The 19691-nt window shown below is 29.4% G+C and carries 30 protein-coding genes and 1 pseudogene; 28 read left to right on the top strand and 3 right to left on the bottom strand.

The window, feature by feature from the left end; translation table 11 throughout:
- Positions 1 to 89 precede the first annotated feature (89 nt).
- Genes ACRDDY_RS17115 through ACRDDY_RS17105 form a run of 3 tightly spaced genes read right to left on the bottom strand, consistent with a single transcriptional unit; the run spans position 90 to position 1407 of the window.
- A complete protein-coding gene (locus tag ACRDDY_RS17115) occupies positions 90 to 998 on the bottom strand; it encodes a hypothetical protein (RefSeq protein ID WP_438566142.1) in 909 nt (302 codons plus the stop codon).
- Between the two features lie 13 nt (positions 999 to 1011).
- Positions 1012 to 1257 carry a hypothetical protein gene (locus ACRDDY_RS17110; RefSeq protein ID WP_438566141.1) on the bottom strand — a complete coding sequence of 82 codons (246 nt, stop codon included), beginning with the start codon at positions 1255 to 1257 and terminating at the stop codon, positions 1012 to 1014.
- Positions 1258 to 1407, bottom strand: a complete 150-nt coding sequence (locus ACRDDY_RS17105) for a hypothetical protein (protein WP_438566140.1) — start codon at positions 1405 to 1407, stop codon at positions 1258 to 1260. It abuts the gene before it with no gap.
- Positions 1408 to 1585: 178 nt separating this feature from the next.
- Between ACRDDY_RS17105 and ACRDDY_RS17100 the strand changes: the two genes are divergently transcribed.
- From ACRDDY_RS17100 to ACRDDY_RS16965, 28 genes and pseudogenes are all read left to right on the top strand, one after another.
- Positions 1586 to 2446: a tetrahydrofolate dehydrogenase/cyclohydrolase catalytic domain-containing protein gene (locus ACRDDY_RS17100; RefSeq protein WP_438566139.1), complete on the top strand. Its 861-nt coding sequence runs from the start codon at positions 1586 to 1588 to the stop codon at positions 2444 to 2446.
- Between the two features lie 2 nt (positions 2447 to 2448).
- Positions 2449 to 2649: a hypothetical protein gene (locus ACRDDY_RS17095; RefSeq protein WP_438566138.1), complete on the top strand. Its 201-nt coding sequence runs from the start codon at positions 2449 to 2451 to the stop codon at positions 2647 to 2649.
- Positions 2639 to 3076 carry a hypothetical protein gene (locus ACRDDY_RS17090; protein WP_438566137.1) on the top strand — a complete coding sequence of 146 codons (438 nt, stop codon included), beginning with the start codon at positions 2639 to 2641 and terminating at the stop codon, positions 3074 to 3076. Before ACRDDY_RS17095 ends, ACRDDY_RS17090 begins: the two co-directional genes overlap by 11 nt.
- Before the next feature lie 98 nt (positions 3077 to 3174).
- Entirely contained in the window at positions 3175 to 3342 is a 168-nt protein-coding gene (locus ACRDDY_RS17085; protein WP_438566136.1) for a hypothetical protein, read from the top strand.
- A 9-nt stretch (positions 3343 to 3351) separates the two neighbouring features.
- The gene (locus ACRDDY_RS17080) at positions 3352 to 3606 is read left to right on the top strand and encodes a hypothetical protein (RefSeq protein ID WP_438566135.1); all 255 of its coding nucleotides are present in this window, start codon (positions 3352 to 3354) and stop codon (positions 3604 to 3606) included.
- A 291-nt stretch (positions 3607 to 3897) separates the two neighbouring features.
- The gene (gene nrdD, locus ACRDDY_RS17075) at positions 3898 to 6102 is read left to right on the top strand and encodes an anaerobic ribonucleoside-triphosphate reductase (protein WP_438566134.1); all 2205 of its coding nucleotides are present in this window, start codon (positions 3898 to 3900) and stop codon (positions 6100 to 6102) included.
- 3 nt (positions 6103 to 6105) lie between these two features.
- Entirely contained in the window at positions 6106 to 6603 is a 498-nt protein-coding gene (nrdG, locus tag ACRDDY_RS17070) for an anaerobic ribonucleoside-triphosphate reductase activating protein (RefSeq protein WP_438566133.1), read from the top strand.
- Between the two features lie 81 nt (positions 6604 to 6684).
- The gene (locus ACRDDY_RS17065) at positions 6685 to 7101 is read left to right on the top strand and encodes a DUF1653 domain-containing protein (RefSeq protein WP_438566132.1); all 417 of its coding nucleotides are present in this window, start codon (positions 6685 to 6687) and stop codon (positions 7099 to 7101) included.
- Positions 7101 to 7238, top strand: coding sequence for a hypothetical protein (locus ACRDDY_RS17060; protein WP_438566131.1), 138 nt, complete (start codon positions 7101 to 7103; stop codon positions 7236 to 7238). Before ACRDDY_RS17065 ends, ACRDDY_RS17060 begins: the two co-directional genes overlap by 1 nt.
- 64 nt (positions 7239 to 7302) lie before the next feature.
- A complete protein-coding gene (locus ACRDDY_RS17055; RefSeq protein WP_438566130.1) occupies positions 7303 to 7461 on the top strand; it encodes a hypothetical protein in 159 nt (52 codons plus the stop codon).
- A 14-nt stretch (positions 7462 to 7475) separates the two neighbouring features.
- A complete protein-coding gene (locus ACRDDY_RS17050; RefSeq protein WP_438566129.1) occupies positions 7476 to 7877 on the top strand; it encodes a hypothetical protein in 402 nt (133 codons plus the stop codon).
- 28 nt (positions 7878 to 7905) lie between these two features.
- Positions 7906 to 9093, top strand: a complete 1188-nt coding sequence (locus ACRDDY_RS17045; protein ID WP_438566128.1) for a PcfJ domain-containing protein — start codon at positions 7906 to 7908, stop codon at positions 9091 to 9093.
- Complete coding sequence (locus ACRDDY_RS17040) at positions 9074 to 9373, top strand: hypothetical protein (RefSeq protein WP_438566127.1); 300 nt, start codon at positions 9074 to 9076, stop codon at positions 9371 to 9373. Before ACRDDY_RS17045 ends, ACRDDY_RS17040 begins: the two co-directional genes overlap by 20 nt.
- Positions 9374 to 9520: 147 nt before the next feature.
- Complete coding sequence (locus ACRDDY_RS17035) at positions 9521 to 10060, top strand: hypothetical protein (protein WP_438566126.1); 540 nt, start codon at positions 9521 to 9523, stop codon at positions 10058 to 10060.
- Between the two features lie 259 nt (positions 10061 to 10319).
- Positions 10320 to 10475, top strand: coding sequence for a hypothetical protein (locus tag ACRDDY_RS17030; RefSeq protein ID WP_438566125.1), 156 nt, complete (start codon positions 10320 to 10322; stop codon positions 10473 to 10475).
- Between the two features lie 2 nt (positions 10476 to 10477).
- Positions 10478 to 12235, top strand: coding sequence for an ATP-binding protein (locus ACRDDY_RS17025; protein WP_438566124.1), 1758 nt, complete (start codon positions 10478 to 10480; stop codon positions 12233 to 12235).
- A 277-nt stretch (positions 12236 to 12512) separates the two neighbouring features.
- Positions 12513 to 12641, top strand: a pseudogene (locus tag ACRDDY_RS17020) (hypothetical protein); the annotation flags it as partial.
- A gap of 30 nt (positions 12642 to 12671) precedes the next feature.
- Positions 12672 to 14801 carry a DNA gyrase subunit A gene (locus tag ACRDDY_RS17015; protein WP_438566143.1) on the top strand — a complete coding sequence of 710 codons (2130 nt, stop codon included), beginning with the start codon at positions 12672 to 12674 and terminating at the stop codon, positions 14799 to 14801.
- 109 nt (positions 14802 to 14910) lie between these two features.
- Positions 14911 to 15873 (top strand): hypothetical protein, encoded by a 963-nt coding sequence (locus ACRDDY_RS17010; protein ID WP_438566123.1) that lies wholly within the window; start codon positions 14911 to 14913, stop codon positions 15871 to 15873.
- Positions 15874 to 16177: 304 nt separating this feature from the next.
- Positions 16178 to 16732: a hypothetical protein gene (locus ACRDDY_RS17005; protein WP_438566122.1), complete on the top strand. Its 555-nt coding sequence runs from the start codon at positions 16178 to 16180 to the stop codon at positions 16730 to 16732.
- Between the two features lie 8 nt (positions 16733 to 16740).
- A complete protein-coding gene (locus tag ACRDDY_RS17000; protein ID WP_438566121.1) occupies positions 16741 to 17268 on the top strand; it encodes a Holliday junction resolvase RecU in 528 nt (175 codons plus the stop codon).
- Between the two features lie 25 nt (positions 17269 to 17293).
- Positions 17294 to 17509, top strand: a complete 216-nt coding sequence (locus ACRDDY_RS16995) for a hypothetical protein (protein ID WP_438566120.1) — start codon at positions 17294 to 17296, stop codon at positions 17507 to 17509.
- The gene (locus ACRDDY_RS16990) at positions 17493 to 17768 is read left to right on the top strand and encodes a hypothetical protein (RefSeq protein WP_438566119.1); all 276 of its coding nucleotides are present in this window, start codon (positions 17493 to 17495) and stop codon (positions 17766 to 17768) included. The genes ACRDDY_RS16995 and ACRDDY_RS16990 overlap by 17 nt, the downstream gene beginning before the upstream one ends.
- Positions 17769 to 17986: 218 nt before the next feature.
- Positions 17987 to 18484: a dUTP diphosphatase gene (locus tag ACRDDY_RS16985; RefSeq protein ID WP_438566118.1), complete on the top strand. Its 498-nt coding sequence runs from the start codon at positions 17987 to 17989 to the stop codon at positions 18482 to 18484.
- 114 nt (positions 18485 to 18598) lie between these two features.
- Positions 18599 to 18904 carry a hypothetical protein gene (locus tag ACRDDY_RS16980; RefSeq protein ID WP_438566117.1) on the top strand — a complete coding sequence of 102 codons (306 nt, stop codon included), beginning with the start codon at positions 18599 to 18601 and terminating at the stop codon, positions 18902 to 18904.
- A 37-nt stretch (positions 18905 to 18941) separates the two neighbouring features.
- Positions 18942 to 19142: a hypothetical protein gene (locus tag ACRDDY_RS16975; protein ID WP_438566116.1), complete on the top strand. Its 201-nt coding sequence runs from the start codon at positions 18942 to 18944 to the stop codon at positions 19140 to 19142.
- A gap of 33 nt (positions 19143 to 19175) precedes the next feature.
- On the top strand, positions 19176 to 19328 hold the full coding sequence (locus ACRDDY_RS16970; RefSeq protein ID WP_438566115.1) for a hypothetical protein: 153 nt from the start codon (positions 19176 to 19178) through the stop codon (positions 19326 to 19328).
- Between the two features lie 31 nt (positions 19329 to 19359).
- A complete protein-coding gene (locus tag ACRDDY_RS16965; RefSeq protein WP_438566114.1) occupies positions 19360 to 19566 on the top strand; it encodes a hypothetical protein in 207 nt (68 codons plus the stop codon).
- Positions 19567 to 19691 lie beyond the last annotated feature (125 nt).

The raw sequence follows: 19691 nt of genomic DNA, 5'->3' as shown, positions 1-19691 counted from the left end.
TAATCAACTCACAAATAAATTGAGAAGGATTGTCTTGAGACATTAGGAAATCATACTGTTCTTGGTAACTATCCTTAAAAGAAATAGACTTAATTGGCAAAGTATTTCACCCCAAACTTATGTGAGCCTATAATATCTTGATTAATAGGATCTTCTACAACTTTAAATCCATTTGCTTCAATAACATTTTTAAGTCTAAGGGAAGTACCACCCTCAAAGTATATATTATCACAACCCTCAGTATTATAATTCTTAGACTTCATCTCAGTAATAATTCCATCTAGTAACTTCTCAACACAGAAAGTAACACAGTCCTTAATATAAGGATTTTCAGAAGAGAATAAAAAAGGAATTTCATGTGGTTGAAAATTGAATTTACCATTTCTATTTAACTCTTTTCTAATATCAGACTCTAATATATTGCCACCTAAATTAGCATTAAAAGGTGAAGAACGAACAATCTTTCTATCATTAACTTGTAAACAAGTAGAATTAAGACCACCAATGTTACAAATAATAGCACTCTTATCCTTAAATAAATGAGGTTGAGAAAATATAATTCCAGTACCTTCTGCAACAGGCAATACGTCATTAATAATAAACAAATGAGTCTTCATACCTATCTTCATTTCTATTTCTTGTTCATCCTTAATATATCTTTTGAAATTATCTCTTTGGTCAGTATCCATGTATTGTGTAATAGGCATATTAACCACTAGATTAACCCTCTCACCGTAAGTAGAAATGTGTTGACATATATTATAGTAAACACTTAACTTATGCAGCATTAACTCCTTAGTAGAATCATAGCTAATAGTATCTGCTTCAGAGCCTAATAAATAATACTTATTCTTTAACTCTATCATGTTCTTGTAGCTATAATCAGGCTTTTCTAATATATCTAGCTTAGATTCAAACCTAAGAATATTCTTACCATCACAAGTGCCTTTCCCGAATTTCTTGCCACTATCAGTAGTTATTAATTTTATATTATTCATAATATTACCTCCCTTATATTTCCTCTATTTGAATTTTATTTTCATTATCTTTACTACTTTGAATTGAACTTCTTTCTTGAATAATTTTTTCAATCTTCAAATCTTGTTCTTGTTCCCATCTAGCCTTTGCATCTTCTATTGCCTCATCGACAAACTCGTAATAATCCTCATCATTCTTAAATAAAATAGGTGATATATTACCAATACAAACACCACATATAAATATTAAAGCCCCAGTTCCAATAGTTAAACCAAACATTTAATTATCCTCCTCATCAATTTCTACTATTATACCTTCTTGAATAAGGTACTCTTCTTCAAATTGTAATACTCTAACAATAACATCAACAGGAATACGAGACTTCCTATGAATATGTCGTATAACATCTTTCATACTAACTTCTAACACTTTTATCACCTCGCTTAATTTTCTTTATACTCTATACTATGAAAACAATTAATAAAAATTACTAATTTTTAATAAATAAATAATAAAAAAAATTAATTAAATATAGTTGACACCTTTGGTATAAAATGTTAATATATATTTAGGTTAACAAATAAATAATAGCAAGGGAGATTAGGACATGTTGCCAATACTAATAAATGCTAACTCATTGAAGAATAAAGAAATAGCATCTATGCAAGAAGAAGTAAATAAAATAGTAGATAAGATAGGAAGAAAACCTAAGCTAGTAATAGTTAAAGCAACTGACGATAAAGCTTGTGAAGCATATGTAAGAAACAAAGTTAAAGTTGGTGCTGAAGTAGGAATGGAAGTAGAAGTATTAGAATTAGATAAAGATACAACAGACATACGCTCTATAATACATATGATGGATACAGTAGCAGATGACGAAGTGGATGGAGTGATATTACAACTTCCTATATATGACCACTTAGATAAAGACAGTTTAATAGGCTTAATACGTAGCAACAAAGATGCAGATTGTTTCAGCGATATTAACTTAGGGAAATTAATGCAAGGTAAATCAGATGTACTTCCTTGTACGCCCGGGGGAGTCGTAGACATATTTAAACATCATCAAGTAAAGATAGAAGGAGCTAGAGTTACAATAGTAGGAAGATCTACTCATGTAGGATTATCTTTAGGAGTAATGTTAACTCAACTAGGAGCTGTTGTAAAAACTTCACATTCTAAATCACCTTCATTAGAAGAAGACGTTAGAGATGCAGATATAGTAGTATCATGTGTAGGAAAACAAAAGTTAATTAAACCTGAATGGATGAAAAGAGGGTCAGTAATATTAGGAGTTGGGATAGACTTTGTAGATGGAAAACAATATACAGACTATGACATAGAGGATATGTTAGCCAACTCTAAATGTTCATTGATCGGAAATAGAATTTCATGCACAGGAACAGCTACCGTGCTAAACCTTATAAAGAATACAATAAAACTATGTAAAATAAGAAAGGGAATATAAATATGTGGATTATTAAAGAAGGGAATAACGAATCAACTAATGAATGTAACAAATGTTGTGCGGAATGTATGTGTGATACTATGAGCAAGTGGATGGACTGTGAATATAAATGTTTACAGTTTGATAATCTTGGATGTGAATATTGTAACTATGAAGATGAAGAAAGTAGAAGAGAACGAGAGGAGGAAGAACATGACAGATAATAATATGATTTACACTTACTCTAGATTGAGTATAGATAATTTAGGAGTTGTATATGTAGCTGAAAATGAAACAAGTTCAATAGCAGAGGTCAAACACACATATATGATATTAGATAATGAAATAGAAAAGAAAGAAACTAGAATGAAGTTATCTAATAAGACCTTTAATATACTTAAAGAATATTTTGAGTCAACACATGGCAAGAAATTAAAGGCAATAGATATAGAGAAAGTAAATGTATTGTCTAGTGACTTGATATCAGAGTTAGAGGACAATAGGATGTTTGTTACAATAGAAGAGATAGAGGAATGTTTTTTAACAATGTTTACAATGACATTAACTGAAAAGTGTCAAGATGGAAGAAGTCATACAATAGAGATAAGTGAAGAAACTTATATGGAGTTATATAAACACCATAGAGGATAATGATTAAATTGTTTCAACTAATATTAAATAGGGTATAAATGATATTAGTTGAAACTTAATTAATAGTAAAATATTATCCTATGAAAGGAGATATAAACATGTGCAAAAGTCCATGTTTAGGTTGTGAAGATAGAAAGTATTTAAGTCATTCAAACTGTGATGTATATCTAACATTTAAGAATGACTTAAATAGTCGCAAGGAGCTAGTGGCAAATGCAAGAAAGATTGATAATGAGTTTTATGGGAAGAAAACAAAAATAAATTAGGAGGATACTATGGTAAATTTAATTAGTTTTGATATGTCAATAGATGGAACAGGCGTAGTTACATTAACAGATGGAAGAGAGCTAAAACAAAATGACGCCTTCGTAGTGGATAAGGTTGCGTATAAGAGATTTCTTGAGTGGGAGAAAAATAAAACTGAGGAAAGAATGTTACATATAGAAAAAGAAATTGGTAAGATTAGAAGAGAAGAATTTATAGTAAGTAATAACATGGAGAGAATACTTAAAGAATTAAAAACTATATAGATTAAATCAATGATTAATGTGTTAAGAATGATTAATTGACATATTAATTTAACAATAAAATAGAAATTTTAACTGTTAGGATAAGAATGGCTTAGATACTGGGGTTGAGATACACTATAAATGACATATTAAGACAAATATGCAAAATGTTAGAAAAAGCCTGTGAAACCCAGTGTTTTCAATAGATGCAGCGTAAAAATAAACAAATAAAATGCTTCTTTTATATGTTAGAGTTAACACTTAATTAACAGTAAAAGAAGCATTAAAATAAATAAAGAAAGAGGTAAGAAAATGACAGAAAATGTTAAAGTGATAAAAAGAGATGGAAGTATAGTAGATTTTGATAAAACTAAGATAGAAAATGCAATACTGAAGGCTATGAAAGATGTTGGAGAAAATGGCAAGTATAAAATAGCAGCAGTAATATCGGATAAGATATCAAGTGACAATAAAGAAATTATGCAAATAGAGGAAATTCAAGACATTGTAGAGAAAAAACTGATGGAATATAGACTATATGATGTTGCAAAATCATACATAACCTACAGATATGAAAGAGCAAAGGACAGAGACTTTTCAAGATTTCTTGATGATAAGGTTAGGTCAATACTAGATTGCTCAAATATAACAAATGACAATGCCAATGTAGATCAGTATTCTTTTAGCGGTAGAGAATCTAGAGTTGGCGAGGAAGTAAATAAAGCATATGCAAGAAAAAATATGGTAAGGAAAGAAGTGTTGTCTGCATTCGATAATAACTATATATACCTTCATGATTTTTCAAAACTTCCAATGGGACTACATAATTGTCTCTTTTCTGACGTAGGAAAGTTACTAAGAGATGGTTTTGAAACAAGAAACGGTGGAGTAAGAGGAGCTAGGAGTATAAGAAGCGCAATGCAAAATGTGGCAGTTATATTCCAAGTGCAGAGTCAAACACAATTTGGTGGTGTAGGTTCGTGTTGCATAGATTTTGAGTTAGCACCTTTTGTAAAATATAGTTTGGCAAAACATCTACAAAAAGGTTTTATACATTTTGAATGGGCAACAAAAGAGCAGGCAAAAGAAATTGTAGGTGATAAAATTGGTATAGAAGAAGGATTAAAACTTACAGAAAAATATCCGAGGATATGGAAGTATGCAATGGATATGCTAGAAGAGGAAGGTCAACAACATGCAGAGGCACTATATCATAACTTAAACACATTGGAATCTAGGGCAGGAAGTCAAGTTCCTTTTACATCTATAAATTTCGGAAGGGATATATCTAATGAAGGAAGGCTAGTTAGTAAATGGTTGTTAAACGCAAGTTTAAAGGGTGTTGGCAAACAAAATAAGACATCTATATTCCCTATAGCAATATTCCAAAGAAAAAAAGGAATAAATGACAAACCAGGAACTCCTAATTATGACTTATATGAATTAGCAAAAAAGTCATTGGCTAATAGAATATACCCAAACATAGTTAATTGCGATTGGAGTATGAATGAAGAAGTTGAAGGAAATCCATATACTTATATGAGTACAATGGGATGCCGCACACTTATAGGATATAATAGATTTACAAATGATTATGACAAAAGAGGTAGAGGCAATATAGTGCCAACGACTATGGTGTTACCAAGGATAGCCCTTGACTCAATAGACAAAGAAGGAAAAGTAAATATAAAAAAATTCTGGGAGAAATTAGACGAGACGCTTGATGTAACGTCTATATCATTAATAGATAGATTTACACAGATATGTGGTCAGAATCCTAAATCTGGAAGTTTTATGTATACTAATGGTACGATAAAAGATTATGATAAAGTTGATAATAATGTTTATGAAGCAATGAAACATGGAACGTTAGCCTTTGGTTACATAGGCATAGCTGAGATGTGTAAGGTTTTATTTGGAAAATATCATAATGAAGATAAAGAAGTACATCAATTTGCATTAAAGGTAGTAGAAAAAATATATAATTATTCTCAAGAATTTGGAAATAAATATAATGTAAATGCATCAACATATTGTACTCCGGCTGAATCTGCTTGTTTTACAATAATGAAAAAACTTCAAAGGGACTTTGGAACTATAGAAGGGGTTACAGATAGAGAGTTCTTAACTAACTCACATCACATTCCAGTATTTGAAAAGGTTACAATAGCAGAGAAATTACAATTAGAAGCACAATTCTGTAAATATGCAACGGGAGGATGTATAACATACATAGAGCTTGACAGTACATTTGTTAAAAATATAGACGCTATTGACGGAATAATAGAATATGCTATGGACTTAGATATACCTTACTTAGCAATAAACTTCCCAATAGATACTTGCTTAGAATGTGGTTTTACTGGCGAGATTGAAGATGTTTGTCCATCTTGTAATAAAGATAATATAGAGAGACTCAGAAGAGTGACAGGGTACTTAACGACAGACTACAGAAACTTCAACAAAGGTAAGCAGGAAGAAGTTAAAATGAGATATAAGCATAACACTAAGAGGTAATATATGATTAGATATATGGATATTACCCATGATTCAGTGGTAGATGGAGAAGGTCTTCGTAGTGTGCTATATACTTGTATATGCTATCATAAATGTAAGGGATGTCATAATCCGTCAAGCTGGGACTATAAAAATGGTAAAGATATTAGTATAGACGAAGCATATTTGGAATTGATATCAAATCCATTGACTAATATTACATTTTCAGGTGGAGATCCATTTGAACAATGTGAAGCACTAATAAGGTTAGCAAAAAAGATAAAGATAAATACCAATAAGAATATATGGTGTTACACTGGGTATACAATTGAAGAAATTTTAAAAGATAACAACAGGTTAGAACTATTAAAGTTTTGTGATGTGATAGTGGATGGAAGATACATAGAAGAAGAAAAAGATTTTTCACTGCTATTTAAAGGAAGTAAGTCACAAAGAATAATAGATGTACAAAAATCACTAAAAGAAAATAAGATTATTTTGTATGAAACTGTTGACAAATAATTAATAATATTATAATATTAAAGAGTAGATAAGAAATTGTCTACTCTTTATTTAATACTAAAGAAAAACTAGGAGGAGATTATGAATAACAAACTAAAAGAACTAATCCATGAAGAATGTAGTAAAGCAAATAACTTTATAGAAATACCAGGAATATATAGACACTTCAAGAAAGAAAAAGATGGAGAAGATATGATATATGCAGTAAGTAACATATCAATTCCAGTAAGTAGAAAAGAAATAAGAAAAATGTCAGATGACGATAACTATAAAATATTAGTATTCTATCATACAGAATTAGAAAGACCAATACCAATAATAAGACAAGGAGATAGCTACTATCACTTAGATGAAAGAGACAGAGAGAAATTAGTAATATACACAGGACTGTATGGTACTAGAGATACATATGTAAGACCTATATCAATGTTCTTGTCAAAGGTAGATACAGACAAATATCCTAATGTAACACAAACTTATATATTGGAGATAATATAATGAACTTCACATATAAAGTTAGAACATGGAAAGAAAATCCTGTCTCTAGATACTCACCAATGTATCATATACTTGGAGAAATAACTATAAAGAATAAGGAATTGAGATTCAATAAAACAATAAGATTATTCAAATAAGCAGTAAGAGTAGAAACTAATATGTTTGTCTATCTAGATAGTCTTGCTTCAAGATATTCAAAAAATGAGCAAGAAAGAATTTGAAGAACAGGTTGTGATACCAATGATTAAGAAAGAACTTAAGAAAATGAGAGAAAGTAATTCGAATATAAATGAAATAGAACAAATAATAAAAATGCTTAATCTAAAAGGTGAAGTAACAGTAAAAGAAGATGAAGAATAGAAGGTGAATGTAAAATGGTAGAGAAAATAATATCAAGTGAATTATACGATGAATTTAGAATAGAGACAGGACTTATACTTAAAGTATCTAAATATAACACAGAAGATAGAGAGAAAAAGTTAATAACAGATGCTTTCAACTCAAGAAAATATAAGAAGAAAGTAGTAGGACTAAGAGACATATTCCAAGTGAAAGAAGATATTACACTTGAAAGTGGTGTAGAACTTAAAAAGGGAACTTACTTTTATAAATATTGGAGTAGCAGCATAAGAATAGTAACACCGGCAAAAGATATAAATGACTATCATATAGAAGTAACTTGCCTAGGTGGATCAATAAGTGGGCAAGGAAATATAGTATTAGATAAAATGAACAAAATAGCAAAAGTATTAGAAGAAAACTATGGTATAAAATAAGTTAAAGAAATAAACTGGGGGAATCACAATGTTAAAATCATATAAAGAAAGACAATTTTTAGTATTTGAATTTGAAGATGGTAAAACAGTAAAATACAATCTATCAACAGGAGAATCAGTGGGTAAAAGTGGAAGAGTAGTAAAAGATATATGTACCCAATTAAGAGGGTACGATTTATTAGAAGTAATAGAATCATTTCAAGAAGAGAAGTATAGAACTTTTTTAAAATTTGTTGACCTACAAGTAAATAGCTATACTGGTAATAGATGGCATAGACCTTCTTCAAGAGCAGATAAGATTAAAAACATAGGAACATTCTTAAAACAAATTGAAAACTATTCAGTATTTGAGCAATACTATGCTTGTGGTTTGACAAAAGTAGATGAAAATATACAATACAATGTAACAGATATTCCTAAAAGATTGCTTGCATTAATAAGACAAGATAATAAGCAGATTTCAAATGGACTAATAGAATCGTATAAGAAAAATCCAGACTTGTTCATGAATATATATAACATGGAAGGTTTGTTGTCAATAAGAAAAGACACATTATTTGCATATGCTAAAGCTATAAGACACTTTGACAAAGAATTTAGAATATCATATATATCAAATGAATGTGACGGATTGATTCAGCTAGTAACAATATACAATTATGACCAGATTAGACTAATAAAATATATAGACTATCTTCAAACATATGAGGCAATAGACAATGTAAGAGATATGTTAGTTGAGTTAAGAGACTATGCTAGAATGATGAGTAGAATAAGTGAAAAATATGATAAATACCCAAAGAATTTCCTAACAACTCATAGAATAGCAACTAGAAATTACAATAGACTATCAGTAATGTTTGATGAAGAAAAGTTCAAAGATACAATAGATGAAAGATTAGAATATACAGGAAAGAAATTTACAGTAATATATCCTAAGTCTACTCAAGAGATTAAAGACGAAAGTGTGCAGCAAAATCACTGTGTAAGTTCATATATAAAAAGAGTAATAGATGGGCATTGTAATATATTATTCCTAAGAGAAAAAGATAAACCTGAAGAAAGTTTAGTAACACTTGAATTAAATGGAGATAGAATAAATCAAGCAAAAGGTAAATTCAATAGAGATGTAACATCAGAAGAACAGAAGTTTATAGATGAATATATAAAAATAATAAGAAAGAGGATAAATAACGATGATAAAAGTTGGAGATAAGATAAGATTAATTAAACCTATAAATATGTTAACAGATAGATACATAGGGACTGAATTTGAAATAACAATGATATGTGGAGAACATGTATATTTCAAAGCGCCGATAGGAGCAGGTGGAATGACAATGTGTGAACTCAACAGACACTTTGTAAAAGTACCTGAGCCAATAAAGGTTAATAAAGAATTAACACTAAGACAACAAGCAAAGTTAATATTAGAGAAAAGAAAACAAAGAAATAGAAATAGAAATAAGCGTATAATAGGATTTACAAATAGATAGGAGATATAAGGATAGATTAATTACATCTATCCTTTTTATATTTTTATTATTATTTTTAATATTTTTCATAAAAGTAGGAAACTTTTGCTATTAATTATAATATATATAAGTATAAACTATTCTAAACAAAAGAGGAGATGTATTATAATGAGTGCAACAAGTAAGATAAACAAAAGCTTTGGTAAAGCTAGTAGATATTTCTGTAACAAGGCGATTGAAAATAGTAGAAGGAATATGTATCTAGAGGAGAAGAAACCAAAACAGGTTGAAACGGTAGAAATAACAAGAGCAGAGAAAGTATTTAAGAATCAAAAAATAGAGGTGTTTTTTGAAGGAGACAAAGAAGACTTAAGCGATTTAAGACTAAAAGTGTTCGTAAATAACTCTATGAAATTTGTTTCTCAAGAAGGAGCTTTCGTTATGGTAAATACCAGTTTGCCAAGAATAGTTAGGGAAGGGTGGTTCTTTACAACAATCTATATAGATAAATCATACTTACAATTTAAAGAGCAACAAGAATATGAAAGATTTCAAAAATTCACAATTGAATTAAGAGACTGTGTTAGAGTAAACGATATGTTTAGACAAGAATGTGTGAAATATGCTGAGCAACTAGAGGAAGTTTTTGAAAGTGTAGAGCTAAGTAAGCCTCTATATAAGAAGGAAAGAAAAGTTGTAGACTGTTAAAAATACCATCTAGGAGATAGGTAATATATAACAACATACTTATCTAAAATATTGGATACAATAATATAGAAACTTAGTTTAATTGGAATAGAAAACTTAATATTTAGTTATTCTAATAAACTGTTAGTTTGACGGATTTCTGAGAGGGTTGTAGAACCTTCTCTTTTTTTGGGAAAAATATCCTTAAATATGTTGACAAATAATGAGTAATAATATAATATATAAATAGAAATAAGGAAATAGGAAGGAAACAACAACTATGTTTAGACAAGAAGTATATTTAACAACTTTTGAAGCAATTCAAACGTATGGATTTATCAAAATCATAACAATGATATGGGGAAGTGCTTTAGTATTAGGAACACCAGTAGCATACATGCTATACAAAACAAAACAGAATAGAGGGGAATATTAAAAATGGAACAACAATTCAAAAAAGATAAGATAAGTAGTCTATCACATAGAGAGCAGGCTCGTGAAAAACTTCCAACATATTATGGAAGTAGAGATAATTTCTATCATGGTGTAAGTGAATTACTAAACAATGCAACAGATGAAGTTATAAATAATTTTGATAAAGGGACAATATCAATAGAACTAGATGATACATGTGAGATAATAACAGTATCAGACACAGGAAGAGGTATACCAATAGATGATGAAGAATCAGTTGAACTACTGTTTGAAACTCTATTTGCAAGTGGTAAGTATGAAACAAGCGAGGACAGTAATAGCGGCGTAAACGGTGTGGGAACAACTGTTCTAAATTTTACAAGTGACTTCTTTATATGTGATTCTTATATGAATGGTATGCACTATAGAGTTTCATATTCAGAAGGTGGTAGGAATAAACAATATGAAAAACTTGGAAAAACAGAAAAACATGGAACAAGGATATCTTTCAAATTAGACAAGACGATGTATACTGAAACTAAGTTTTCTCCAAATGAAATAGAAAATAAATTAAGACGAGCATCATTAATGACAGATAAGATAGTATTTGAATATAAACATAATGATGAGGTTAAAGTATTCAACAATACGATGATTCAATACTTTGAAAACTATTCCAAAGATATTCTCGGAGATATTATAGAATGTAATCAAAAACAATTTAGTAAAACAACAACAATAGAGAGAAAAGGTGAAATAAAAGAAGTACAAGAAATAGCTAATATAGAAGTAATATTTGGGATATGTATTGGAGATGAAGTATTCCAAGAGACAATGCTAAATGGAAATTATTTAAAAGATAACGGAACAATATTTGAGGGAATAATTGAAGGTTTCAGATATGTACTTAATAAACATTGTAAAGACAATAAGATGTTTAAGAAAAGTGAGAAACAAAACATATCTCCACAAGACATAGAAAATGGAATATCATTTGTAGCTAGATTATTTAGTAATATAGTTGAGTTCGAGGGACAGACAAAGTTCTCAACAAAAAAAGAATATTACAAAAAAGTAGCCAGAGATTACATAGTTGAAAACTTAGAGATAATAATACTTGAAAATAAAAAACTATTTGATAGAATGGTAGATCAAGTATTGATATGTAAAAGAGCAAATGAAAATAATGAAAAAGCAAAACAAGTATTAAAGAAAAAGCTAACTGAAAAAGTTGACGGAATAAATGGTATAGTAGAAGGATTTATTGACTGTGAATTAGAAAAAGGTGGAGAAATATTCTTCACAGAAGGTAAGTCAGCACTAGGGTCAATAATACTAGCCAGAGACTCATACTTCCAGGCTGGATATCCACTTAGAGGGAAGATGATAAATCCGTTTAAAAATAAAATACCGAAAGTATTAGCCAATGAAGAAATACAAGATATGATTAGACTGCTTGAATGTGGTGTAGAAGTAAGGAATAAATTTACAAAAGACTTGCCTCAGTTTGATATAGATAAGTTGAGATGGAGAAAAATAATTATGACATCAGATGCTGATTCAGATGGAAAACAGATAAATGTTCTTGGATTAGCAAATATATATAAATTATGCCCTTCTCTGATAACTAAAGGATATGTGTATATCGCACTTCCACCATTGTTTGAAATAAAGGTTACAGATTCAGAAAAATACTATGCTTTAACTATATCTGAGAGAGACCAAATAATAAAAGAGAAAGTTGGGAATAGAAAGCATGAAGTACACAGATTAAAAGGGTAAGTGTAAACCTAGCCCTCACCACCTTTTCCAGTAATCACTGGGGTTAGCATTGAATTAATAATGTTAGCTAACGAGGAAATCTAAGTGTTTAAACATAAGACAATCTCGTGTCAAGCCATAATTTTATGTAAATTGTGGAAGATGTATCGACCATCTCCTTTGTAGGAGAGTAGAGTAACTATTGATACGTTATTCGAAACGGGTGGGTAGTCTATAAAGACTACAAGAAATGGTCAGTGCCAATGGAAACATTGGATAAAACGTAGGAGAAACGAATAAAGAAGTCATGGCACAAACAGTGTGCAATCCTGAAACAAGAGTGCTTCAACAAGTAACAGTAGAAGATGTAGAACAAATGATAGAGTCATTTGAGAACTGGTTAGACACAAAAGTTGATTATAGAAAAGAATATATTGAGAAAAATCTATATGATTATATGATAGAACCACCAATAGAAGATATAACAGATAAAAAGGATATAACAAAGATAATTGAAGATAACATGATGGAATACTCATCGGATGTAATATTAGATAGAGCATTGGCAAGTGTTGAGTCTGGATTAAAACCTTCTCAGTTAAGATCATTATGGACTATGTATACTAAAAAATATTTTAACTTAACAAAATCATTAAATGTATCAGGAGCAGTTACACAATATCACAGTCACGGCTCAGTATATCCAACAGTAGTAAAAATGTCTCAAGAAGATAGACATCACTTACCATTAATAATAGGTGATGGAAACTTTGGACAGTATACATCAAAATTATTAATGGAGGCAAGTGATAGATATACCAATGTTAAGCTTAGTGAATTAGCAATAGATTCATTAAAAGAAGTTGATAAACATTATGTTGAAATGATACCTACGTACGATGGTAAAAAAACAATGCCACTTTACTTACCTTCTAAATATCCTATAATACTTACTCAAGCTAGTGAAGGGATGGCTGTAGGTATGGCAAGTACAATGCCATCATTTAATTTTAATGAAGTGTGCAATGCTATAATTAAATATATTGAAACTAATGAGAAAACAATATTAGTACCTGACTTTGCCACATATGGGTATATAAGAAATAATGAAAGTGTAATAAATACCGTTAATACAAAAGGTAAGGGTACACTAAAACTAAGAGGAAAGTGCATTAGAGACGAAGAAAAAAGAACAATTACTATTACAGAAGTTCCATATGGTGTTTATAGAGAAGACATTATCAATAGAGTAATTGAACTAATAAAAGAAGGTAAACTGAAAGAAATAAATTCTATAAAAGACTCTACTGGTTTGAAGGGTATGGGAATTAAAGTAGAATGTAAAAAGAATACTAATCTTGAAGAAGTAGAAAATAAGTTATATGCAATGACACCATTAGAAAGTAGTTTCTCATGCAATATGAATGTGCTAACAAATGGTATGCCAAAAGTATTAGGTGTATGGGAGATTATAGATAGATGGATAGACTTTAGAAAATCTTGTATAACTAATGGATTAAATCATGAAAAAAATAAATATGAAAAAGAGTTGCATTTACTTAAAGGATATAGTAGTATAGTAAGTAAATTAGACGAACTAGTTAATACAGTTAGATACTCTAAAGATATAATAACTGACATAGTTAGTGTTTTTGGAGTTGATACAGAACAAGCTAAGTATATATCAAAGCTACAACTGACAGATATCAATGAAAAATACATCAAAGAAAAACTAGAAAAAATAAAAACTCTAGAAGATAGTGTATTGTCAATAAATAAAGTAATAGAATCTAAAGAAGAATTATTAAAAATTGTTTTAGAAGATATTAAAGAGATAAATAGCAAATATAAAACGCCAAGAAGAACACAAATTATAGAAGATATAAAACAAAAAGAAGATATACTAATAGAAGATTATAATGTTCAATTTGTTTTAACTAGAGATGGATACTTCAAGAAAATAAGATTAACATCTATAAAGAGTAATAGTACACATAGATTTAAAGATGGAGATGTAATAATATCTGAAAGAAATAGCAGCAACAAAGCAGATTTATTAATCTTTACATCTAAGCAGAATTGTTATAAACTTAAAGCTAATGACATACCAGATCACAAGACTAGTGTGTTAGGATTATATCTGCCATCACATTTACAACTAGAAGAAAATGAATATATAGTAGATATAATACCAACAATAGATTATAAAGAAGAAATGTTAGTAGCATTTAATACAGGAAGAGTAGTAAGATTACCTTTATCATCATATGAAACTAAAACAAATAGAACAAAATTAATAAAAGCATTACACACAGATAAAGTAATAGGCATGGAGATAATAGATAAAGAAGATAAATATCTATTAGAATCATCAATAGGAAGAGCAATGATATTCAATAGCAAAGACATAATGTTAAAAATATCAAAGTCCTCTCAGGGCATCTCAGTTATGAAACACAAAGAAATTGAAATAATTAACTTCGTGAAAGCATCTACAGTGAATATAGACAATATCTCTAAATATTTGAATTGTCGAGCTGGCAAACCGTTGCAATTACTGGGGTCTACAAACGAGATTAAGGAATAAAATCCTAGTTTTATAAGTTAAGAGTTGACAAAGAATTAATAGTGAAGTATAATTAATAGGGAGTAGAGATACTCTCTATTTTTTAAATAAAAAGTGAAGGAGATATGAATTGAAGAAGAGAATGTATGACAGTACTACACAAAGACATGTGGTAGTGTATAGTTTAAGTGAAGAGTTACAGTTTCACTCGAGTAGAGGAACTGTAATAGACTCAGAATTTATACGCGAGAGAGCAGAGTTTTGGGAAGAAGCAAGTAAGTTAAGCGAGAAACAAAAGCAAATAATCAAAGCGACAGAAATGTTAAAAGATTATGCTAAAGATTTGGGAGGTTTTGTACATATGTGCTATGTTAAAAATAATTTATTGTTTGGAGAATTAAATATAAGTAGAGCGAATATTGCAAGATTGATGTATTTAGCAACTTTTATAGATTATAACGATAGAGAAGAAAATCTGCTGGTGAAAAGAGCTTGTAAAAATACATTAACTGCAATGACTCGACTTGATTTAAAGAGTGTGTGTAGAATAAGTGATAGATCATTCTATAATTTTATAAGTGAAATGAAGGATATTGGTGTATTGTATGAGGCAGAGGACAAATTCTATTTATCAAATGATTATTTTACAAAAGGTAAAAGTGACTATAAAAATTCAGAATACACAAGAATTTTTATAGATACAACAAGAACAATATATGAAAACTGTAAAGTTAATCAACATAAATATTTAAGTGATGTGTTTAAATTAATACCATATTTACACTATGAGTTAAATATATTATGTGAAAATCCAGGGGAAGAGAATTTCTTTAAAATAAGAAAACTTTCATTTAAACAAATATGTGAAATATTAAATATTAGTACAGATAAGAGTAATATGAATAAGATTAGAAGAGAATTGTTAAGATTTAATGTTAAAATAGCAAATGTAGAGTACTATCTATTCTCTTATGTTAGAGTGATAAATGGTTTCGGAATGAAAGATTTCTTTGCTGTCAATCCTTCAGTTATATGGAGTGGAACAAGAGAAGAGATGGCCAAAGATACTCTAGGGAAACTGTTTTTCGAATAGTTGAGTGGTAAGTTTTTGCCATTTTGAGGGTAGAAAAGTGGTAAGTTTTTGCAAAGTAAAATTGTTAAAAACACTAAGAAAACTAGGCAAAAGGGTGAAAAATGGGCGCTCAGTTCTTATGTATTATGTACTAGAATACCCATCGGATGATAAAATAATACTAATCTAAAAGAAATAATATACATAAATAATGAATATCTTAAATAAATGTTGACATACAATTAATAGTAGTATATTATTAAAGTATAGAGAAGAGGCCACAAATTCTTCTCTATGAAAATTAAAGCTTAAGAGGAGATTGATTATGAAGATTAAAGAAAAAACTTTTTGTGTAATGGGTTTTACAAATGCAGGTAAAGATTCTTTATGCAAAAGAATATCAGAGGAAATGAATATTCCAATATTAGTAAGTCATACAACTAGACCTCCAAGAAGTCAGCAAGAAATTGATGAGAAAGCATATTACTTTGTTGATGAAACTTTCTTTGAAGATGAAAGTAAGTTCATAGAAACAAGAAAATATAATACGGTATTTGGTGTATGGAAATATGGATTAACTCATGAAGAGTACATAAAGAATCCGATTTCATTATTCATAGTAGATAGACAAGGATACGAAGAATTATCACAAGTAGTAGGAGAAACCAATATAGTATCAATCTTTATAGCTGTTGATGATGCAACACTTAGAGAAAGACAAGTTCAACGCGGAGATGATATAAATGAATTTGAAAGAAGACTTAAAGATGATAAGTTAAGATTTAAAGGTTTTATGCATGACTATTCTGTAAGCAACTATAATATAAATGAAGCAGTAGAGAAGATCAAATCAATCATTGAAGAAGAATTAGGAGAGTAATCATATACATGACAGAAAAAGAAACAGTAAAAAGAAAATCAACTCATTCAAATAGAGGTATGGACTTTGAAACAGAGATTACTAATCAATGTAATAAGTATATTAAGCAAGGTGTAGCATATATCTTTAAGCTACATACAGAGTTTTTAATACGAAGAGGAAAAGGTGGACACATTATTGGATGCGTGCCAAAGTCCAAATCCCTTACCGATTATTTTGGTGTATTAAGTAATGGAGATGCGATAGCAATAGAAGCGAAGAATACAAATAACAAGACATCTTTTAGCATGAGCAACATAAAAGATCATCAATTTGTTTTTCTAGAAGAATGGAATAGGTATACCAAACATTCATATTACTTAATAAGATTTAAGGAACATAATGAAGTATATTTAGTACATAGTTCAAAAGTACAAAACTTCAAAGATACGCAAGAAAGAAAGAGTATACCTTACTCATGGTTTCAGAATGAAGAAAATGCAACATTATTAAATGGAGTAGATTTCTTGGAGAAAATAGAGTTAAACAATAATTAATAGTAGACATAAGGAGAGAATGACAATGAGAGTAGTAATAAGACATAATAATAAAATAGTAGGGAAGACAGATTTTCCTATAGTACCAATAGTAGGAACGGGAATAAGACTTAGAAATGGAAATGAATATACAATAAATAAAATAATATTTGTTGAAAGTAATGACTCTACTGAAATGGATTATATAGGACATATTGAAGTAGAAGTAGAAATGGAGAATAACAATGAAAAAGAGATTTAGACAAATATCAAGACAAATGTTACAAAGTGACAAATATATAAGTGATAGAGTAGTAGAATTAGGATCTACTTGTATGGAATTAAATAATTTATTCTCACAAGTTAATCAAGGAGATGGAAGTAAATTAAAAGAAGTAGCTCTTAAATGTGCTGAATTGAGTACAATGGCCGATGCAATTTCATATGAACTATATTTAAGTAATCAAGTAGAGATAGAAGAAATAGAAGAAGCAGTAAAAGAAACTATAAATAAATTGTAGAAAAGTGTTGCCTTATTGTTGGAAAGATGTTAATATATAATTAACAGTAAGTCATACAACTTCTATTAGGAGGAATATAGCTTGATACCAATTTGCAACTTGAATAAGAAACAATGTTGTAAAAAGTGTGATAGATATTCAATATGTTATAAAAACTGTGTGTTTCAACCAATCATGTGTAGTGATTGTAAATATAATAAAACTGAGGAGAATGAGAAATGAAACTAAGAATAAAGTATTTTGAAGGTGCAGCAAAGCTAGAAAAAATAAGTCGTGGTAACTGGATAGACGTATATGCTAATAAAGATGTATTCGTACCACTACATGAAAGAGCAATGATACCATTGGGATTTGCGTTAGAATTGCCAAAGGGGTGGGAAGGCCACTTAGCTCCTAGAAGTTCAACATTTAAAACATGGGGAGTAATACAAACTAATTCTCTAGGGATTGTTGATGATACCTATATAGGAGATAATGATCAATGGCATATGCCAGTATTTTGCTTACAAAGTAAAGATACAGAAAGAGCTAGTCATGAAAATATGTTAGATGACTTACTTCTAGATGGGGTAGAACATGGAACATGGATAAGGCAAGGAGATAAAATTGGCCAGTTTAGAATAATGGAAGTTATGCCTGAGTTAGAGCTTGAAGAAGTTGAATCGTTTGGTAATATTGATAGAGGCGGATTTGGAACGACAGGAAGAACTAAGTAATATTAAATAGTAACAAGGAGTGATATAATATAAATCACTCCTAATATTTTGACTTAAATAAATTGGTAAAATAAGTAAATAAAAGTATGTTTTTAAGTGTTAAGGAGGGTGAATATGAAAGCTACCGAAAAGCAAGTTAATTGCATTGAGATAATAAGGAATAAAATAAATTATAGTGATGATTGTGTACCAAGTATAAAAGATAGAAAGATGAGGAATGAATGTATAAAAGATTACTTTAAAATATATGAAAGCATGAAAAACAATGTGCTAACAAAACCAGATGCAAGTAAATTCATTGGCAAATGGTTGCAATTCTCGAAAGATATTCGTGTAAAAGTTAGTGGGTATGGATTAGGAAGAAATGATGGTAGGGATAGTGATAACTATGATGTTTTCCCTATAGATATGTATTATTAGTATAAAATAAGGTTTTTAAACACAAAGGAGGAAGAATATGAGTATCTATGAGATAGGGGATATATTAGTAAAAAGAGATAGAGTTGAAAGGGAAATGGATGTTAGATATAAAATAGTATCTCATATTACACAGTATAATTTATATATAGTTAGCAAAATGAATAAAAGAGAGTACGAATTTGATAATATGATGAATGCTAAGCAAATATATGAAAAGTTTATTTTAGTAAATAAGTAACGAGCATAAAATCAGTATTTTAGAGGTGAGTCAATGGAATGTGAGAGATGTTGTAGTTGCAATGTAGAAATTAAAAAAGAAGCACAAGGTTTTATTGCTAATAAAGTTACACTAGAACAATATAGTATCACTAATATTTATATGAAATGCAATGATTGTGACTTTGAATTTATGCAGAGCGAATAAAAAACATACTTTATCGGTTGAGAGGTGGAAGATGAGCAATGAAATGGAAGGAACACTGATTTGTATAAAGAAATGTACGTACATAGACTATAAGAATAATGTATATTTAATAACTCCGGGACAAGAAGTTAATTGTATAATAACTGACTTCGGAATTAGGTTTGAATATCGCAGACAGCACTATACACAGTTAGTAAAGATAAGAAACTTGATAGAGTATTTTAAATTAAAGAACTAAAATTAGAATTTCTTAGGAGGATTTAATATGAGGAATAAACACGAGACGGTAGATGTATACAAATTCAATTATGGGAATAACAGTTGCGATAAGTGCGAGTACTGGGATGGATTTAATTTAATAGG

Source organism: Clostridium sp., from assembly GCF_051656525.1.
In the GTDB taxonomy this organism is placed as follows: Bacteria; Bacillota; Clostridia; order Clostridiales; family Clostridiaceae; genus Clostridium.
The sequence above is the reverse complement of the archived record's forward strand: the minus strand, read 5'-3'. Positions and strand labels throughout refer to the sequence as shown.

Bases quoted from the DNA above. Each gene is read 5' to 3' on its own strand.
- ACRDDY_RS17025 (WP_438566124.1), top strand. From the start codon at position 10,478: ATGGAACAACAATTCAAAAAAGATAAGATAAGTAGTCTATCACATAGA.
- ACRDDY_RS16980 (WP_438566117.1), top strand. From the start codon at position 18,599: ATGAAAGCTACCGAAAAGCAAGTTAATTGCATTGAGATAATAAGGAAT.
- ACRDDY_RS17040 (WP_438566127.1), top strand. From the start codon at position 9,074: ATGATAAAAGTTGGAGATAAGATAAGATTAATTAAACCTATAAATATG.
- ACRDDY_RS17035 (WP_438566126.1), top strand. From the start codon at position 9,521: ATGAGTGCAACAAGTAAGATAAACAAAAGCTTTGGTAAAGCTAGTAGA.
- ACRDDY_RS17065 (WP_438566132.1), top strand. From the start codon at position 6,685: ATGAATAACAAACTAAAAGAACTAATCCATGAAGAATGTAGTAAAGCA.
- nrdD (WP_438566134.1), top strand. From the start codon at position 3,898: ATGACAGAAAATGTTAAAGTGATAAAAAGAGATGGAAGTATAGTAGAT.
- ACRDDY_RS17080 (WP_438566135.1), top strand. From the start codon at position 3,352: ATGGTAAATTTAATTAGTTTTGATATGTCAATAGATGGAACAGGCGTA.
- ACRDDY_RS16970 (WP_438566115.1), top strand. From the start codon at position 19,176: ATGGAATGTGAGAGATGTTGTAGTTGCAATGTAGAAATTAAAAAAGAA.
- ACRDDY_RS17110 (WP_438566141.1), bottom strand. From the start codon at position 1,257: ATGTTTGGTTTAACTATTGGAACTGGGGCTTTAATATTTATATGTGGT.
- ACRDDY_RS17030 (WP_438566125.1), top strand. From the start codon at position 10,320: ATGTTTAGACAAGAAGTATATTTAACAACTTTTGAAGCAATTCAAACG.
- ACRDDY_RS17000 (WP_438566121.1), top strand. From the start codon at position 16,741: ATGACAGAAAAAGAAACAGTAAAAAGAAAATCAACTCATTCAAATAGA.
- ACRDDY_RS17115 (WP_438566142.1), bottom strand. From the start codon at position 998: ATGAATAATATAAAATTAATAACTACTGATAGTGGCAAGAAATTCGGG.
- ACRDDY_RS17050 (WP_438566129.1), top strand. From the start codon at position 7,476: ATGGTAGAGAAAATAATATCAAGTGAATTATACGATGAATTTAGAATA.
- ACRDDY_RS17090 (WP_438566137.1), top strand. From the start codon at position 2,639: ATGACAGATAATAATATGATTTACACTTACTCTAGATTGAGTATAGAT.
- ACRDDY_RS16990 (WP_438566119.1), top strand. From the start codon at position 17,493: ATGAAAAAGAGATTTAGACAAATATCAAGACAAATGTTACAAAGTGAC.
- ACRDDY_RS17085 (WP_438566136.1), top strand. From the start codon at position 3,175: ATGTGCAAAAGTCCATGTTTAGGTTGTGAAGATAGAAAGTATTTAAGT.
- ACRDDY_RS16985 (WP_438566118.1), top strand. From the start codon at position 17,987: ATGAAACTAAGAATAAAGTATTTTGAAGGTGCAGCAAAGCTAGAAAAA.
- ACRDDY_RS17045 (WP_438566128.1), top strand. From the start codon at position 7,906: ATGTTAAAATCATATAAAGAAAGACAATTTTTAGTATTTGAATTTGAA.
- ACRDDY_RS17060 (WP_438566131.1), top strand. From the start codon at position 7,101: ATGAACTTCACATATAAAGTTAGAACATGGAAAGAAAATCCTGTCTCT.
- ACRDDY_RS17015 (WP_438566143.1), top strand. From the start codon at position 12,672: ATGATAGAACCACCAATAGAAGATATAACAGATAAAAAGGATATAACA.
- nrdG (WP_438566133.1), top strand. From the start codon at position 6,106: ATGATTAGATATATGGATATTACCCATGATTCAGTGGTAGATGGAGAA.
- ACRDDY_RS16965 (WP_438566114.1), top strand. From the start codon at position 19,360: ATGAGCAATGAAATGGAAGGAACACTGATTTGTATAAAGAAATGTACG.
- ACRDDY_RS16995 (WP_438566120.1), top strand. From the start codon at position 17,294: ATGAGAGTAGTAATAAGACATAATAATAAAATAGTAGGGAAGACAGAT.
- ACRDDY_RS17095 (WP_438566138.1), top strand. From the start codon at position 2,449: ATGTGGATTATTAAAGAAGGGAATAACGAATCAACTAATGAATGTAAC.
- ACRDDY_RS17100 (WP_438566139.1), top strand. From the start codon at position 1,586: ATGTTGCCAATACTAATAAATGCTAACTCATTGAAGAATAAAGAAATA.
- ACRDDY_RS17005 (WP_438566122.1), top strand. From the start codon at position 16,178: ATGAAGATTAAAGAAAAAACTTTTTGTGTAATGGGTTTTACAAATGCA.
- ACRDDY_RS17055 (WP_438566130.1), top strand. From the start codon at position 7,303: ATGAGCAAGAAAGAATTTGAAGAACAGGTTGTGATACCAATGATTAAG.
- ACRDDY_RS16975 (WP_438566116.1), top strand. From the start codon at position 18,942: ATGAGTATCTATGAGATAGGGGATATATTAGTAAAAAGAGATAGAGTT.